This is a genomic window from Paenibacillus sp. FSL W8-1187, assembly GCF_037965485.1.
GTDB lineage: Bacteria > Bacillota > Bacilli > Paenibacillales > Paenibacillaceae > Paenibacillus_O > Paenibacillus_O pasadenensis.
In genome coordinates this window covers 4,070,105-4,085,735 of the sequence record NZ_CP150181.1, presented here as the reverse complement: position 1 = coordinate 4,085,735, position 15,631 = coordinate 4,070,105, and the positions used below count along the sequence as shown (strand labels likewise).

Below are 15,631 nucleotides of genomic sequence, written 5' to 3'. Positions count from 1 at the left end.
ACGCTGGAGTTCTCGATGATGCGGGGGCCGAGCCTGGCGGCGCAAAGCCAGCTGCCGATCGCTCCCGGCAACGTCGTGCGGGTGAGCGACGGCGGCGTACGGCTGTTCTACGGCTATGTGTTCACCTTGGAAGAGGACGAGGATCGGGTCGTGCGGGTGAAAGCGCAGGATCAGCTCCGCTATTTGCTGGAGACGGATACCTACGTCCGCACGAACGTGACGGCGACTCAGGTCATCCGCGACCAGGCGCTGGCCATCCAGGCCCGGCTCGGCCCTATCGCGGATACGGGCCATCCGATTCCGAAGTTCAGCCAGGACGGGCAGAAGCGGCTGGACATGATTTTCAAGGCGCTGGACGAGACGCTGCTGGCGAAGGGGAAGCTCTTCGTCTTTTATGACGATGCGGGCCTGCTGACGCTGCGCGACGTGGCCGACATGAAGGCGAACGTCGTCATCGGCGAGAACAGCCTGCTGACGGGCTATTCGTCCAGCCGCAGCATCGACAGCGAGACGTATAACCGCATCAAGCTCGTGCGCGACAACAAGCAGACGGGCGGGCGGGACGTCTATATCGAGCAGGACGGCGCCGCGATCGCCCGCTGGGGACAGCTGCAATATTACCAGAAGGTGGACGAGGGACTCAACGAGGAGCGGATCAAGGAGATGCTGAAGCAGCTGCTCCAGCTGAAAAACCGCGAGCAGCGGAAATTCAGCCTGGAGGCGCTCGGCCATCCGACGATCCGCGCCGGCTCGGTCGTGCAGGTGGCGATTCCGCGCTTGCAGCTGAACCGCCACTTTCTCGTCGAGGAGTGCACGCACGCCTATTCCGGCCGCTCGCACACGATGCAGCTTGAGCTGTACGTCATCGACGGCATGGTAAAGGAAGGATGAAGCATGAGCATCAACGATTCGATCAAGCAGATCATGGCGCGCTCGCTGGAGGCGCAGCAGCTGACGAAGGCGGTATTCGGCAAGGTGACGGGGCTCGAGCCGCTGGAGGTGGCCGTCGAGCAGCGCTTCACGCTGCCGGCGGAGCTGCTCGTCGTGCCCGAGCATCTGCGGGAGCTGGCGGTGGAGCTGGGCGGGGAGCGCTTCGTGCTGCGGCGCGGCCTTGAGCTCGGCGACCGGCTCGTCCTGCTGCGCTCGGAGGGCGGCAGCCCTTACGTCGCGCTGGGGAGGGTGGAGGCATGAGCGTGCCGGAGCAGACGGGATTGGACTGGACGGCGGCGGAGGCGGTCGAGCGGCCGAGCCTGACGTACCCGATCCATTTGGACGGACGCACGGGGGGGAGGATCGACGGGCTGGCCGCGATGCGCCAGTTCGTCTTCAAGCAGCTGTCGACCGTGCGCTGGGAGCATGAGGTGTACACGGGAGAGGTCGGGCTCGAGCGGTCGAGCTACGACATCGCCGCCGCGGTCGAGGAAGCGCTGCTGGCGGACAGCCGCGTGCTGGCGGTCGAGGACATGCAGATGAGGCGGGAAGGAGACGGCGTGTCCTTGACGTTCACGGTGCGCACCGTCTTCGGCTCGTTCAAGGAGGAGGCGATGGCCGGTGTATGAGCATCAGACGTACCGCGAGATCATGGGCCGCATGCTGGCCCGGATTCCGGATGAGCTGGACAAAAGGGAAGGCAGCGTCATCTTCGACGCGCTTGCGCCCGCAGCGGCCGAGCTGGCGGCGCTTTACGCCGAGCTGGACGTGCAGCTGGCGCTTTCGTTCGCCGATACGGCGGACGGGGAGTATTTGACGCGCCGCGCCGCTGAGCACGGCGTGCGTCGAAAGGCTTCGAGCCGGGCGATGCGCCTCGGCCGGTTCTTCGGCACGGCCGGAGGCCCGGCGGAGGTGCCGCTGCGCTCGCGCTTGGCGGCCGAGGGGACCGCCTACGAGGTGGAGGAGCGGCTCGCGCCGGGGACGTATCGCCTCGTGGCCGAGCAGCCCGGCCGAGCCGGCAACGAGGTGGCGGGAGCGCTGCTGCCGCTGGACTACATCGACGGCCTGGCCCGCGCCGAGCTGGCGGACGTGCTCGTGCCGGGCGAGGACGAGGAGGGAGACGCCGAGCTGCGGGCCCGCTTCTGGCAAGCGGTCAGCGAGCAGCCTTTCGGCGGCAATATCGCGGATTACCGGGCGAAGATCGGCGGCCTGCCCGGAGTCGGCGGGGTCAAGATCCATCCCGCTTGGAACGGCGGCGGCACCGTGAAGGCGACGGTAATCGCCAGCGACTTCGCTCCGGCGGCGGCCGCGCTGGTGCAGGAGGTGCAGGCGGCGATCGACCCGGAGTCGGCGGGACAAGGCATCGGTCTCGCCCCGATCGGCCATCGGGTGACGATCGTGGCGGCGGACGCGGTCCCCGTCGACATCGCCACGCAGCTCACGCTGCGCGCCGGCGTGAGCGCGGTCCAGCTGGAGCGGGACATCGAGGCGGCGGCAGAAGCGTATCTGCTGGAGCTGCGGCGAGCCTGGGCGGGAGAGAGCCGGCTGATCGTGCGCATCTCCCAGCTGGAGACGAGAGTGCTCGCGCTGCCGGGCGTCGAGGACATCGGCGGCACGACGCTGAACGGCGCGCCGGCCAATCTGGAGCTGGAAGCCGACGAGGTGCCGACGCTCGGGACGGTGACGCTGAATGGCTGAGCCGCTGATCGGAAGGCTACCGGCGTTTTATTCGGACAGCCGCGAGATGACGGAGCTGTTCCGTTCGGAGGATGAAGAGATCGCCTCGGCGGAGCAGGCGCTGGAGCGCCTGCTGGATGACCGCTTCGTGCTGACCGCGTCCGTGGAGGCGATCCGCCGCCACGAGCGGCTGCTCGGCATTCGGGCGGACGAGGCGCAGGAATCGCTGGCATTTCGGCGCGTGCGCGTCGTCAACCGGTATTCCACGAAGCCTCCTTTTACCCTGCGGTATCTGCAAGAGAGGCTGGACGATCTGGTCGGGAAGGGCCGCGCGCTGGCGCAGGTAGACCTGGAGGCGCAGGTGCTGACGATCTCGGCCGCGATCCAGAACGCGCCGCTGTTCCGCGAGGTGGAGCAGACGGTGACGGCGCTGAAGCCGGCGAGTCTGGTCTATGTGCAGCAGACGGCGGTTGCGGATACGCTGCGCCTGAGGGAGGGCATCCGCCATCGGCGGCTGGCCCGCGAGACGAGGCTCGGCAGCTGGAAGCTCGGCGCGACCGGATTCACGACAGAGAAGGAAGAGGTGATCGTACGATGATGGAGGCTTCGCTGATCCAGGACGTGGCCGCCTATGTGGACGGTCGGATCGCCCGCGTCTCGCTCAACGGCGGCGCGGTACTGCTGACGGAGTTCACGCTGAAGCGGGCGTCGCAGGGAGTTGTCGAGCTGAGGTATTACATTCCGGCGGAGGCGGTAGGCACGGTGCATCGGATCGAGCTGCAGGATGCGTACGGCAAGACGCTGAGCACAAGCGACGTGCAGATCCCGATTGCGAGCGATACGCTGATGCTGCAGTCGATCACGGTAGAGGAGGGATGACGATGGCCAAGACGGATTGGAAATTCAACGATGTCGTCACCGAGGCGGATCTGAACGCGCTCGGCGGCGAGGTGAACGCCGCGTCCGCCCATGCGGCGTCGACGAGCGGCGCTCACGGGGCGACGAGCGAGGCGTCGCCAGGCAAGCTCATGCAGCGCGACTCCGCCGGCCGCGTCAAGGTGGCCGCCCCGGCGGCCGCTGATGACGTGGCGCGGAAGGCGGAGGTAGATGCGGCGATAGCAAGGGCAGACGCATCGACAGCTCCCCTGGCTGCGGAGCTCGAGGATCGGATTCCGACAGCCGTTACGCTTGTTCCGGGCGTGCAGACGGTCCAGGTGCCGCGTCCTGCGCCGCTTCGGATCAAGAGCATCAAAGGACGGACGCTAGTGAATTTGTTAGGGCGAGTTGGTAACTGCGAAGATTTAAGCAAATTCGCTGCAACTGGAGCAACTGTCGCTCTTAGTGCTTCAGATGTCTATAGCGGTACAACGTCCCTAAAGGTAACCGCTAACGCTACCACGGCCTTTGCTTATTCGACTCAGCAATTCAGCCTGATCGCAAACCGCTTCTACATCCTTGTCGGCATGGTGAAGAATGGGAATGCGGCATCCGGAAAAGTGTATTTGGGAGGCACGTCCGCTTCCAAGGGAGACACGATTGCAGCTACCAGCACAACTTCCTACACTCCTGTCTGGAGAGCTTATGCGCCAACATCTGGCGTCTCCGGCTTAACGCTGCAGCTCGCCGTGACTGGAGCAAACGGGCAGTACGTGTTTGGAGATGCATTCAGGCTTTACGAAATTACGATAACGGAGTATGCAGCTTTGGATGGTATGACAGCCAATCAAATCGCGGCTAAGTATCCTTACGTCGATGACTTCAAAAACGTCAACGGTATTTATATTCGTCAGATTGCTGCGCAGTCTGCTGATGATCAATATATCTTTTATCCGGATTGCCAGCTCGCTGCTAGTACGGACGGGAATGTATCTGACGAGTTGTATATGGATTCGGATGGGCGGGCGCGGGTCAAGCGACGGTTTCGGTCACTGGAATTGACTGGGGACATGGCGTGGACTTTTTTAGGAGCTGCAACAGGGTATAAGACCTTGCTCTGCAAAATTCATAATCCCTTGAAAGACACAGGGCAGGTTGTTAAATATGACGGTAAATTAACAACTCGTATTAATCAAGGCGCAAATCCAATAGGTGTCGATCAGCACGTTATAACGGATGAAAGTGATCCTTCTAATAAATCGGTCGTGGGCCTTTTTGTTGCAAATATAGATTCTGGTTGGGGCGACAACTATATACCGTCGACGGATGAAATTAAGGCGTATTTTAACGGCTGGGTCATGTATGACGGTTCAGTTGGAGCGAATTATGCACCTTTTAATGGATCGGGCAGTAAATGGTGGGCCTATCGCCTTTCATCGTGGACGCCGACCAATCGATCGGCATTAGGGGGTGGAGGGGAGAATTCGGTCCCCTCAGCTAACGTCTGGGGAAATGGTTTTGCTCCTTACCGCTTGCAGTACCAACTATCTACGGCAGTTGACGAGCCACTGAGATCTGAAGGTGGGATTCTGCAGTTAGCGGGTACGAACAATGTGGAGGTCGGTTGCGGGGGAATCGTTCGGGAACTCGCTAACATTAAGATAAATACTACGAACGGTTTCGCAGAAATCAATTCGACAGGGGCAAGTGGCACGTCCGATAGTCGCCTTTCTTTTCGATCCAAAAAAATACTTTCAATATTTCGCAATCGGACGTTGGATCGGAATTGGATTGCGCATGAGCTGGCTGATATTACCGATTACGGAGTCGACCGGGCTTACATTCGGCTTAGTGAGTACGAAGCATCCGCCGTATACGAGGTAACCTATCTTGCATTGGACACACATCTAATCGGCATCCCGCCTGCACAGATTAGCGCGGAGTACACGACCAACCTGCGGACGATCACGACCGATGCCTCCAAGGCAGCCGTGCAGCTGGCGCGGCGGGTTTCGGTTCTGGAATACGGGTCTGCGCAAGTCAAGCAGCCTCAATGGATTACGCCGACGCTACTCAATGGGTGGGGACCTTATTCAGACCAGGTCTACTCCACCTCATATCGAACTGCGCAGTATCGTCTTAATACAGATGGATCTGTTTCCCTGCGTGGAGTCATATCCGGAAGTACGGGAACTTCTACTACCGCTCTGTTTATCTTGCCTCCGAGTTGCCGACCTCTTTATCCGGAGACATTCATTGTACCTTATTCGGGAAGTGGTGTGGCTTACACCAATCCCGGTCGTGTAACAATTATGCCTAACGGCATGGTCGTAATCGCAAACGACTTGACAACCCACAGTCAGACGGCGCCGTTTTGGCTTGCCTTGTTCGGCGTTAGAATCGGAGGTTCTCAATGAAAGAAGCCATCATCACAGACCTTGACGGCCTGCTCGCGGATGTCGCCCTCGCGGACGACAGCGAGACGGGCTATTCGCCGATCTACGAGACGGCGGCCGTGGGCGGCGAGCCGGAGCTGATCGGCTATCGCGTAGCCGTGCCGGTTCCTGCTGGACTGTACCGGCCGCGCTTTGACAAGCTGGCGTACGACGAGCACCAAGAGGCGTTGAGGCTGCACTTATCCGCTGTGGCTGCTTGGGAGGCTCTGCCGGAGCACGAGCGGAGCGAATGGCCCCAGCAGCCGGATGTTCCTGCTTTTTGGGTCGAAGGGTTGACCCCGGAGGAAATCGCATCGCTGCAGTCGGGCACACATGAGATTTCTCCAGTCGAGCAGCTGCAAGCCGATAATGCCTTGCTTCTGCTTGATCTTGCCGAGACACAGGCGCGCCAAGCCCAGACGGAGCAGGACAACGCCATCCTATTGCTGGCGGTGGCGGAGCTGGAGAGCAGGCAGCGCCAGATGGAGCAGGATTATGCGGCATTGAGGCTTGCGGTTGCCGAAAGAGAGGTGAGCTAAATGGACTGGCATGCCACGATCAAACGATATTACGAGCTTGGCTGCTACTCCGCGGCGCAAGTCCGTCGTTTTGCGGAGCTCGGAAAACTCACTGCGGAGCAGGCCGATGCGCTGCTTGACACGGCTCGGCAGGAGGTCCCCGCCAGCGAGCCGTAACTCGCCGCAAAAGCCCCCCGTTCGAAAGGAGAAACCCGGCATGAGCAGACCCGAGAACCAGCTCCAGGCGATCGTATCCCAAGTGGTGAAGCTCGAGACGCTGCAGGAAGTCAACACTCGGGCTCTCGGCGAGTTGGCCTCCGGAGTCGCGCGGCTCATCGAACGCCTGGAAAAAAGCGACGAGACGGCGCGCGAGGCCGCCCAGAGGGCGCGCGCCGCGCATCACCGGATCGACGAGATCCGAGCCAGCATCGACGGCATCAAGCAGGGCCAGCGCTGGCTGATCACGACCTCGTTCACGCTTATCGGCCTGGCGGCCTCGCTGCTGGGCCTCGTTTTCAAAATACTCGAATAAAGCGAAGCCAAAGGAGGAAGCCAGATGGACTGGACGCTCATCCAATCGATGATCCATCCCGAGCTGGCCGGCGTCGTCGCCGTCTGCTGGATCATCGGCTACGGCCTCAAGCGGACGGCCGGCATCCGGGACTGGATGATCATCTACTTTGTCACCGCGGCCGGCATCGTCTTCGCCGGCTTCACGGCCGGCTGGACCGCCGACGGCGTCATGCAGGGCATCTTTTGCGGCGCCGTCGCCGTCTACGGCAACCAGCTTGTGAAGCAGACCGCGCAGGCGCTGCGCAAGGAAGACGCCCATGATTGACCTCGGCTATCCGATCGAGCGCCGCTACATCCGCATCCGTCCGCAGACGAGGCCGGGCCTTCGGCTGACCGCCGGAAGCCCGGCTTTTTTTGTCGCTCATGATACCGGCAACCCGGGCGCGACGGCCGACGCCCATTACCGCTATTTCGACCGCCAGACGGAGCGGATCGCTTCGGCCCATGTGTTCATCGACGACACGCGGATTTTGGAGATCATCCCGACGGGCACGGGAGACGACCCGGCGGAAAAGGCGTACCATGTGCAAAGGCAGGCCCCGGAGGACAACCGCCGCTTCGGCGCAGACGCCAACGACGCCGCGCTCGGCATCGAGCTGTGCTATGGCGGCGCGATCCGCTTCGAGGCGGCCTACGACCGCTATGTCGCTTATCTGGCCTATTGCTGCGCCAAGTGGAGCAAGGTTCCTTCGACGCATATCGTGAGCCACGGCCAGCTCGATCCGACGCGCAAGCGCGACTGCGAGCAGGCGCTGGCGACGGCCGGCCGCACGCTCGCCGATCTGATCCGCGACGTCGAGCGCAAGCTGGCGGCGGCCGTCCAAGCGGAGGAATCCTCCGCCCGCCCAGCCGAGCCTTCCTCCGCCGGCTCCAGCGGGCGGAATCAAGCAGGAGCGGCCGCCGATTCGGCCAAGACGCAGCAAGACGGCGCGACTGCGGCCTCTTCGCCGGCTGCCCTTTCTGCCGCCACCTGTTCCCATCTTGTCCGCTCCTACATCCAGCCGGCGTGGCACGAGCGTATCCAGGCGGGAGACAGCGAAGGCGCCGCGCACTACGCCCGCTTGGCCGAGCGCCTGCGCCGCTGCGTGGACGGAGAAAGGCTGCTTAAAAGCAACGCGCAGGAAATCATCGTCGGCTGGCTGTCCCCGGCTTGGTTCAAGACCCGCGCCAAGGGCGAGAATCCGGACCGCTTCCGCGCCATGGCGGACGAGCTGCGCCGCTGCGCGGCCATTCCCCCGAGCGGATCCGCGCTATGGTAAGATAAGGCTATCTTTTCTTCCTCTTCGAAAGGAGAAGCCGATGACTCCAAGCTCCCTTTTTCTGCTCGCTCTCTTCGCTCTGCTCGTCCTGTCCCTCGTATCGGCTCGAACGAAAACTCGCCGATCGGCGGAGCGTCCCTTGTCCTCCTCCAAAAATCCGCGTCGGAACGCGGTCGCCGAGGCCGCCCGCGAAACCGCCGGCTGGCTGGATCTCGGCGCCTTGCCGGACGCGCCGCTGCAAGCGACGGCGGCCAAGCTGGACAAAGCTTTGCCCGCCTCCTATGTCGAGCAGCTCCGGCAGCGCTATTTGACGGAGCATCCCGACTGCTCGCCAGAGCGGTTCGAGCTGCTGCTGCTGGAGCTGAAGCGCTATTTCGTGCTCTGCTCGCTGCTGCGTACCGTGCCGATGTTCGGCGACGAGGTGGACGGGGTCTGGCATGAGATGCTGATGTACACCCGCGAATACGAGCGCTTCGGCAAAGAACTGATCGGCGGACCGCTGCATCACGCGCCGGCGGCCGAAAGCGTCCCGGATCCCGGAGGTCGCGCCTGGTTCGATCTGGCCTATGCGGCGCTGTTCCGTTTCCACGCTTTCGCTCCTGTCGCCTGGGGAGCCTTTTTCCGCCATCCGCTCAATGCAAAGAGGCTGGAGCGGCTGCAGGACGCGGAGCCGCGAGAGCTGCGCTCGGAGCTGTTCCGTCCCGAAGCGGACGAGCGGCTCGTCTCCTATATGCTGGATAAGCTCCGCCGTCAGGCCGCCGACGCGCGCGAGGCTCGAAGCGCCGATCGCAGCGACTCGCCTGGCCGATTGTCCGGGAGCAGCTATGCCGATCCCGGCTACGGAGCGATGCTGGGAGGAGCGCTGCTCATGAGCTCGATGGGCGGCTCGTTCGACGAGCAGATGGAGCGGCATCTGCCGGAGGCGGAGCGCGAGCGTTCCCAAAGCGGCTGCTCGGCATCGGGCTGCGCGGGCGGCGACTCGTTCGACGAACGGGGAAGCGGCAGCTCGGACAGCGGCGGAGATGGCTCTTCCGACGGCGGTTCCTCCAGCAGCTGTTCCTCGAGCAGCTGCAGCTCGAGCAGCTGCTCGTCCAGCAGCTGCGGCGGAGGAGACTGACGAGGGACAGCGAACGTCCGGGCCGACGCCCTGCATGCAAAAGACCCCCTAGCCGCCTCATGGCGGCTAGGGGGTCTTTTCAATTTACATATAAATCTGCGTAATCTCCAGCTCCCGCTGCTCGGACAGGTCGAGGAAATCCTCGCCGACCTGGATGAGCGGGCGGAAAAACTCGCTCGGATGCGTCATGATGAAGGTTCCGAACTGTCCGTTGTCGAGCTCGACGCTTTTGCCGATGAAGTTCGGAATCATATGGCGGATGAACGTGTGGGTCGTGTGCGGATCCAGCTCGTGGAAGCTCATGCGGTACAGCTCGCGCAGCACGTAGAGCAGGTCGCGCTTCTGCTGGTAGGAGCGGGTGGAGATCATGGCGCTGTACACGTCCGCGACGGCGACGATCTTGGCGATCGGGGAAATCTCGATGCCGTCGATGCCGTGAGGGTAGCCGGTGCCGTCCATGCGCTCATGATGCTGGAGAGCGGCGGAGGAGAGGAACGGATCGTCGTAGGTGCTGAGGATGATCTCTTCGCCGTACAGCGTGTGGCGCTTGATCTCGCGGTACTCCTCGCTCGTCAGCTTCTCCGGCTTGTTGAGGATGTCCTTGGAGATTCGGCATTTGCCGATGTCGTGCAGGAAGCCGGCCTTGCCGATGCGCGCCGCCTCTTCCTCCGGGAAGCCGAGCCAGGAAGCCAGGTAGTAGGACAGCATGCCCACCTGGACGGAATGCTGGTACGTATAGTCGTCGTCCGTATTGAGCAGCAGCAGCATCGAGACGACGTCTTTCTCCATCTGGAAGCTGGACATGAGCGGACCGAACGACCGGTCCACGTCCTCTTCGCTCACTTTGCCTTCTTCCAGCGCCTTGCGGAAAAGATCCTCGCAGCCGGAGATGGCGTTCTCGTAAAGGGGCTTTATGGACGGCAGCCAGCGCGGCGGCAGGCCGGACTCGATCGTCCGGTATCCGGCGGCGACAGGCGCCTCCATCTCGACCTCCACATAGTCGATGCTGTGCTGCGTCAGCTTGGCGATCTCGTAGGAGGTCAGCCGGGTTCCTTTGGCCATGACATTCAAGCCAAAATGGTTGAAGGCGTCGCTAGACAGCAGATCGCCTTCCTTTAGATCGGAAATATGAACCCTCATGGTGCACCTCGGCAAGGTTAGTCTTGGACGGCATCGTGCCGTCTGCTACTATTGTCGGATCTGAAAGCGGGGCAATATCGTTCGTCCGACCTATTATCATCCTAGTATATCGGCATAAACGGCTTTCGCTTTAATAGGATCTTCCAAGCCTTGGATGAGCGCTCTCGAATCGGGGAAAAAGACGACCGAAATCCGCTCGTCCCGCTCGTACCGGAGCGAGTAGGGAGTCAACCGGACTTCTCCCGCCATCGCGAGCCGTTCGGCCAGCGCGGGCAGATCGAGCGGCCGGCTGCGGGCCGGCCGGATCTGCACGGTGGCGCGCCCGCACAGCGCCGCCGCCATGTCCTCCTCCGGCTCGAGAAACGGAAATTCGCGGCGTCCGCAGCATTCGCAGTCGGAGCGCCTGGCTCCGGCTACGCCGAGCGGCATCCACGAGTTGCGCCAAAGATCCAGCTGCAGCAGGTCTCCCCGCATCTCCTCGCGCCGGCCGGAAAGCCACTTGATCGCCTCCATCGCCTGCAGCGAGCCGATCACGTCGACGAGCGGCGAGACGACGCCTGCCGTCTCGCAAGTATCCGCCAGCCCCGAGGCGGGCGGCTCGGGGAAGAGGCAGCGGTAGCACGGACCGGCGTCCGGCAGCACGCTCATCGTCATGCCCCCGGCTCCGACCGCGCCGCCGTAAATCCAGGGAATGCCGGCGCGCACGGCATAGTCGTTGAGGAGATAGCGAGTGTGGAAATTGTCCGTGCCGTCGAGGATCAGGTCCGTACCCCCGAGCAGCTCGTCGGCGTTGCCGGCATGCAGGTCCGCCGCATAGGCGCGGATGGAGACGCTGCTGTTGGCGCGGCGCAGCTTCGCCGCGGCGGCCTCCGCCTTGGGTAGGCTGGAGGCGGCATCGTCCTCGTCGTACAGCAGCTGCCGCTGCAGGTTGCTGAGCTCCACGATGTCGCGGTCGATCAGCCGCAGCTCGCCGACGCCGCCGCGCGCCAGATGCGAGGCGATGACGCAGCCGAGCGCGCCGACGCCGACGACGGCGACGACGGAGCCTCCGAGCCGCTGCTGGCCGTCCGGGCCGATCGGCGCGAAACGCGTCTGGCGGATGTAGCGGTCTGGGAGCGCCGGCCGGCTGCCTTCGCTCATTCGGATAGCTCCCGCTCGGCTCCGACCGCAGCCGCGGCTTCTTCCGCAGGAAGCTTGTCCGAGGCTGCGGGCGGGACCGGCGGAGCCAGGTCCGAGAGCGGATTCCAAGGCCCCGTCTGATGTCCTTTCCACTCCGAGCCGTCCTCCCACACTTCCTTCTTCCAGATCGGAACGATCTGCTTGAGGCGCTCGATCGCGTAGCGGCTCGCCTCGTAGGCGGCCGCCCGATGCGGCCCGGAGACGGCGATGACGACGCTCGCCTCGCCGATGCCGACGACGCCGATGCGATGATGGATCGCGCAGCGCGTGCCCGGCCAGCGCTCGTCCAGCTCGCGGCGGATCTGCTCCAGCGTGCGCAGCGCCATCGGCTCATAGGCTTCGTACTCGAGCTTGACCGTCCGCTGTCCGGCGGTCCACTCGCGGGTCGTGCCGATGAAGACGATCGCCGCCCCGTGGTCGGGATGCTCGACCAGCGAAGCGACCTCGGCCGCGTCGAGCGGCTCGGCGCAGATGCGGCAGGCGGCTGCCGCCGCGATAGGAGCGCCGCTGCCGTCGCCGCCGGATACCGGCGGCAGCAGCGCGAGCTCGTCGCCGCAGCGGACGAGCTCGCCGTCGGCGGCATAAGCTTCGTTGCGGGCCGCGAAGCAGACGGCGATCAAGCCGGCGTGGGCGGGATAGGCCTCGCTCAGCGCGGCCTTCAGCTCGCCGACGGTCATCTCGGACCGGTCGGATGAGAGCTCGGCCTGCCGCGTCCCGAGACGCTCCGGCAAGCCGGCGAACAAAGCGATGCTCCAGCTGTAGCTCATGGTAGATAACCTCACCTGTCCCCGCGGGGTTTTGCTTCCAGCATATCATAAGTCCGCCAAAAATGATAAACTGATAGACACGAAACTGCAGGCTTCCGGCAGGAAGCCCGGCCGAGGGGGAAACGCGATGCTGAGGGACCGATTCGGAAGAATACACGACTATTTGCGCATCTCGGTGACGGACCGCTGCAACCTGCGCTGCCTCTACTGCATGCCCGAGGAAGGAATGGAGTTCGCCGACTCGTCCGAGCTGCTGAGCTACGACGAAATCGTCCAGGTCGTCGAGGCCGCGGCCGGCCTCGGCTTCCGGAGGTTGCGCATCACCGGCGGCGAGCCGCTCGTGCGGCCGGGCCTGGACGGTCTGATCCGCCGGCTCAAGGCGATCCCCGGCATCGAGGAGATCTCGATGACGACGAACGGCATGCTGCTCGCGAAGCAGGCGGCCGCGCTGAAGGCGGCCGGCCTCGACCGCGTGAACATCAGCCTCGACACGCTGGATGCGGCCCGCTTCCGCTTCATCGCGCGGCGCGGCGGGCTGGAGCAGGTGCTCGCGGGCATTCGCGCGGCCGGCGAAGCCGGGCTCGGCCCGATCAAGCTGAACTGCGTGCTGCTGAAGGGCATCAACGAGGACGAGATCAAGAGCTTCCTGCGCCTGTCCGTCGAGCAGCCGCTCCATGTGCGCTTCATCGAATACATGCCGATCGGCCATGCCGACGAGCAGTGGCGCAGGACGTACCTGCCGCTGACGGCGGTCATGGACGCGGCGCGCGAGCTCGGCCTGCCGATGGCTCCGCTCGAGGAGCTCCGGGGCAACGGCCCTTCGGAAAACTGGGCGTTCGAGGGGGCGGCCGGCTCGTTCGGCCTGATCCATCCGGTCAGCGACCGTTTCTGCGCGCGCTGCAACCGGCTCCGGCTGACGGCGGACGGCAGCCTGCAGCCTTGCCTCTACTGGGTGGACGAACTGAACGTCAAGCCCGCGCTCGGCAGCCGCGCGGCGCTCGAGGCGCTGTTCCGGCGCGCCGCGGACATCAAGCCGGAGAACCATGAGATGGCGGCGAGGCTGCACGGCGAGGCGCTCAGCCATAGCCCGACGTCGCGGCGGATGTCGCAGATCGGCGGCTGAGCAAGAGTGCAGCGGATAGGAGAGATGGAGCATGGCAAAGGAAATTGAAATCCGGCAGCAGCGTCGGGGCGTCCGGGCCGCTGCGCCCGAGTCGCTCTCGGCGCGCATGATGGCGGAGCAGGCCGGCGCCGTCTTCCCGCTGTTGGAGCGGGTGCCGGACGGCAGCGGCGAGGCTTTCGGATTGATCGACTGGCATCGGGGCTGGCTGGAGCAGGCGGCCGCAGCCGGCAGGGAGGACGTCGTCGCGGCGCCGACCCATGTGAAGGTCGTCGCGGATGACCGCTTCGAAGCGGTCATTTCTTGGCGCGAGGCCGCTCAGGCGGCGTTTCTGTTCGCCCGCGAAGGCGTGCCGCTGGAGCGCGAAGGGCCGCTGCGCCTCTATGTGCCGGACGGCAGCAGCAAATGCCTGAACGTCAAGCGGGTCGTCTCGCTGACGCTGCTGGAGGAGCCCGAGCTCGGCGGCGACGCTGCGTACGGCTTCAAGTCGGATTTTTCGCCGGAGGACCTTAGGAAACGCCGCTGAAGCCGCCCGCCGGCCGGCACGCAGGCGAAAAAGGGCAGGCATGGAAGGAGCGCGCGCATGGAACGATCAACGGACAACAAACGAAGCCGGCTGCTCCTGCTGCACAGCAACGACGTGCACAGCCGCCTGGAGGAGGCGGGGCGGATCGCCGCCGCCGTCAAGGACGCGCGCCGGGATGAGGGCGAGCAGGGCGTGCTGTACGTCGACATCGGCGACCATCTCGACCGGATGCGGCAGGAGACCGAAGGCACCGGAGGCTCCGTCAACATCGCGCTGCTGAACGCGGCGGGCTGCGAGGCGGCCGTGCCGGGCAACAACGAAGGGCTGACGTTCACCCGGGACGAGCTGGAGCGCATCTACGCGGGCGCCCGCTTCCCGATCCTCTGCTGCAATCTGCTCGATGCGCGCACAGGCGAGCGGCCGGAGTGGCTGCTGCCCGGGACGGTGCTCGTCAAAAACGGGCTGCGCGTCGCGCTGATCGGCGCGACTGCGGCCTACCCGGCCTTTTACAGCCTGCTCGGCTGGACCGTCACCGATCCGCTCGAAGCGGTCCGCGAGCAGGTCGGCCGCCTGCGCGGGGCGGCGGACGCGGTCGTCGTGCTGTCGCATCTCGGCTTGCCGGTGGACCGCCGGCTGGCCGAGGAGATCGACGGCATCGACGTCATTCTCGGCGGCCATACGCATCATCTGCTGGAGGAGCCGGAGAGCGTCCGCGGCGCGCTGCTGTGCGGAGCCGGCAAGTTCGGCGAGCGGCTCGGCCTCGTCGAGCTCGGCCTCGATCCGTCGAGCGGGCGGCTCGAGGCGGCCGGCCGCCTGCTGCCGATCGCCTCGCTGCCGATCGACGAGGAGGCGGCCGAGCTGCTGAGCGAGCACGGCGAGACGGCCCGGCGCGAGCTGTCGCGTCCGGCCGCCACGCTCGAGCGGCCGCTCGAGCTCGACCCGGCCCGCGAATCGCCGCTCGCGAACCTGCTGGCGGCCGGCGTGCGCGAGTGGACCGGGGCGGACATCGGCCTCGTCAACGCCGGGCAGCTGCTCGGCGGGCTGCCGGCCGGAGAGATCAGCGAAGGGCTGCTGCATGCGCTATGCCCGTCGCCGGTCAATCCTTGCCGCATGCGGCTCATCGGCCGGCGCATCCGCGAGGCCGTGGAGCAGTCGCTGCAGCCGGAGTTCTACGGCAAGGAGCTGCGCGGCTTCGGCTTCCGCGGCACGGTGCTCGGCACGCTGGCCGTGGACGGGCTTGAGATCGACTGGAGTCCGGCCGCGGACGGAGGCGGCCGGATCGTGTCGATCCGCTGCGGCGGCCGCGAGCTGGAGGACGAGCGCGAGTACGACGTCGGCACGCTGGACATGTTCACCTTCGGCGCCGGGTATTTGCCGCTCAAGGAAGGGCGGGACGTCCGCTATTTTTTGCCGGAATTCATCCGCCAGGTGCTTGCCGCCGAGCTGAACAAGCCGGAGGCGCTGCGGCGCTGCGGCGAGCCGAGGTTCAGGCTCGTCCGCTGATCTGTCGAATC

General features: G+C 64.6%; 19 protein-coding genes. 16 read left to right on the top strand and 3 right to left on the bottom strand.

Annotated elements, in window-relative coordinates:
* Nucleotides 1-15: 15 nt before the first annotated feature.
* Genes NYE40_RS17635 through NYE40_RS17575 form a run of 13 tightly spaced genes read left to right on the top strand, consistent with a single transcriptional unit; the run spans nucleotide 16 to nucleotide 9,385 of the window.
* Nucleotides 16-891, top strand: coding sequence for a hypothetical protein (locus NYE40_RS17635; RefSeq protein ID WP_339278743.1), 876 nt, complete (start codon nucleotides 16-18; stop codon nucleotides 889-891).
* 3 nt (nucleotides 892-894) lie between these two features.
* Nucleotides 895-1,191 (top strand): DUF2577 domain-containing protein, encoded by a 297-nt coding sequence (locus NYE40_RS17630; RefSeq protein WP_028599145.1) that lies wholly within the window; start codon nucleotides 895-897, stop codon nucleotides 1,189-1,191.
* On the top strand, nucleotides 1,188-1,559 hold the full coding sequence (locus NYE40_RS17625) for a DUF2634 domain-containing protein (RefSeq protein WP_052333303.1): 372 nt from the start codon (nucleotides 1,188-1,190) through the stop codon (nucleotides 1,557-1,559). Before NYE40_RS17630 ends, NYE40_RS17625 begins: the two co-directional genes overlap by 4 nt.
* Nucleotides 1,552-2,628, top strand: coding sequence for a baseplate J/gp47 family protein (locus NYE40_RS17620; RefSeq protein ID WP_101807992.1), 1,077 nt, complete (start codon nucleotides 1,552-1,554; stop codon nucleotides 2,626-2,628). The genes NYE40_RS17625 and NYE40_RS17620 overlap by 8 nt, the downstream gene beginning before the upstream one ends.
* The gene (locus NYE40_RS17615) at nucleotides 2,621-3,205 is read left to right on the top strand and encodes a putative phage tail protein (RefSeq protein ID WP_028599142.1); all 585 of its coding nucleotides are present in this window, start codon (nucleotides 2,621-2,623) and stop codon (nucleotides 3,203-3,205) included. Before NYE40_RS17620 ends, NYE40_RS17615 begins: the two co-directional genes overlap by 8 nt.
* Entirely contained in the window at nucleotides 3,202-3,486 is a 285-nt protein-coding gene (locus NYE40_RS17610; RefSeq protein ID WP_028599141.1) for a hypothetical protein, read from the top strand. Before NYE40_RS17615 ends, NYE40_RS17610 begins: the two co-directional genes overlap by 4 nt.
* A gap of 2 nt (nucleotides 3,487-3,488) precedes the next feature.
* Nucleotides 3,489-5,900: a hypothetical protein gene (locus tag NYE40_RS17605; protein ID WP_028599140.1), complete on the top strand. Its 2,412-nt coding sequence runs from the start codon at nucleotides 3,489-3,491 to the stop codon at nucleotides 5,898-5,900.
* Nucleotides 5,897-6,457 (top strand): hypothetical protein, encoded by a 561-nt coding sequence (locus NYE40_RS17600; RefSeq protein WP_052333302.1) that lies wholly within the window; start codon nucleotides 5,897-5,899, stop codon nucleotides 6,455-6,457. Before NYE40_RS17605 ends, NYE40_RS17600 begins: the two co-directional genes overlap by 4 nt.
* Nucleotides 6,458-6,613 (top strand): XkdX family protein, encoded by a 156-nt coding sequence (locus tag NYE40_RS17595; RefSeq protein WP_084137341.1) that lies wholly within the window; start codon nucleotides 6,458-6,460, stop codon nucleotides 6,611-6,613.
* 40 nt (nucleotides 6,614-6,653) lie between these two features.
* Nucleotides 6,654-6,968, top strand: a complete 315-nt coding sequence (locus NYE40_RS17590; RefSeq protein ID WP_028599139.1) for a hypothetical protein — start codon at nucleotides 6,654-6,656, stop codon at nucleotides 6,966-6,968.
* Nucleotides 6,969-6,992: 24 nt separating this feature from the next.
* Nucleotides 6,993-7,274, top strand: coding sequence for a phage holin family protein (locus NYE40_RS17585; RefSeq protein WP_101807991.1), 282 nt, complete (start codon nucleotides 6,993-6,995; stop codon nucleotides 7,272-7,274).
* Nucleotides 7,267-8,268, top strand: a complete 1,002-nt coding sequence (locus tag NYE40_RS17580) for an N-acetylmuramoyl-L-alanine amidase (protein ID WP_101807990.1) — start codon at nucleotides 7,267-7,269, stop codon at nucleotides 8,266-8,268. Before NYE40_RS17585 ends, NYE40_RS17580 begins: the two co-directional genes overlap by 8 nt.
* A 40-nt stretch (nucleotides 8,269-8,308) precedes the next feature.
* On the top strand, nucleotides 8,309-9,385 hold the full coding sequence (locus NYE40_RS17575; RefSeq protein WP_101807989.1) for a hypothetical protein: 1,077 nt from the start codon (nucleotides 8,309-8,311) through the stop codon (nucleotides 9,383-9,385).
* A gap of 84 nt (nucleotides 9,386-9,469) precedes the next feature.
* Here the strand turns inward: NYE40_RS17575 and NYE40_RS17570 are convergent, their stop codons facing one another.
* The 3 genes from NYE40_RS17570 to NYE40_RS17560 all read right to left on the bottom strand — a co-directional run bounded on the left by NYE40_RS17570 (nucleotide 9,470) and on the right by NYE40_RS17560 (nucleotide 12,471).
* Entirely contained in the window at nucleotides 9,470-10,525 is a 1,056-nt protein-coding gene (locus NYE40_RS17570) for an HD-GYP domain-containing protein (RefSeq protein ID WP_101807988.1), read from the bottom strand.
* Between the two features lie 96 nt (nucleotides 10,526-10,621).
* On the bottom strand, nucleotides 10,622-11,665 hold the full coding sequence (locus NYE40_RS17565; protein ID WP_101807987.1) for a ThiF family adenylyltransferase: 1,044 nt from the start codon (nucleotides 11,663-11,665) through the stop codon (nucleotides 10,622-10,624).
* Nucleotides 11,662-12,471, bottom strand: coding sequence for a molybdenum cofactor biosynthesis protein MoaE (locus NYE40_RS17560; protein ID WP_101807986.1), 810 nt, complete (start codon nucleotides 12,469-12,471; stop codon nucleotides 11,662-11,664). The genes NYE40_RS17565 and NYE40_RS17560 overlap by 4 nt, the downstream gene beginning before the upstream one ends.
* 127 nt (nucleotides 12,472-12,598) lie before the next feature.
* Between NYE40_RS17560 and moaA the strand changes: the two genes are divergently transcribed.
* Genes moaA through NYE40_RS17545 form a run of 3 tightly spaced genes read left to right on the top strand, consistent with a single transcriptional unit; the run spans nucleotide 12,599 to nucleotide 15,620 of the window.
* On the top strand, nucleotides 12,599-13,594 hold the full coding sequence (gene moaA, locus NYE40_RS17555; RefSeq protein ID WP_101807985.1) for a GTP 3',8-cyclase MoaA: 996 nt from the start codon (nucleotides 12,599-12,601) through the stop codon (nucleotides 13,592-13,594).
* A gap of 31 nt (nucleotides 13,595-13,625) precedes the next feature.
* Nucleotides 13,626-14,117: a hypothetical protein gene (locus NYE40_RS17550; RefSeq protein ID WP_101807984.1), complete on the top strand. Its 492-nt coding sequence runs from the start codon at nucleotides 13,626-13,628 to the stop codon at nucleotides 14,115-14,117.
* Between the two features lie 57 nt (nucleotides 14,118-14,174).
* Nucleotides 14,175-15,620 (top strand): bifunctional UDP-sugar hydrolase/5'-nucleotidase, encoded by a 1,446-nt coding sequence (locus tag NYE40_RS17545; protein WP_339278742.1) that lies wholly within the window; start codon nucleotides 14,175-14,177, stop codon nucleotides 15,618-15,620.
* The last annotated feature ends 11 nt before the right edge of the window (nucleotides 15,621-15,631 follow it).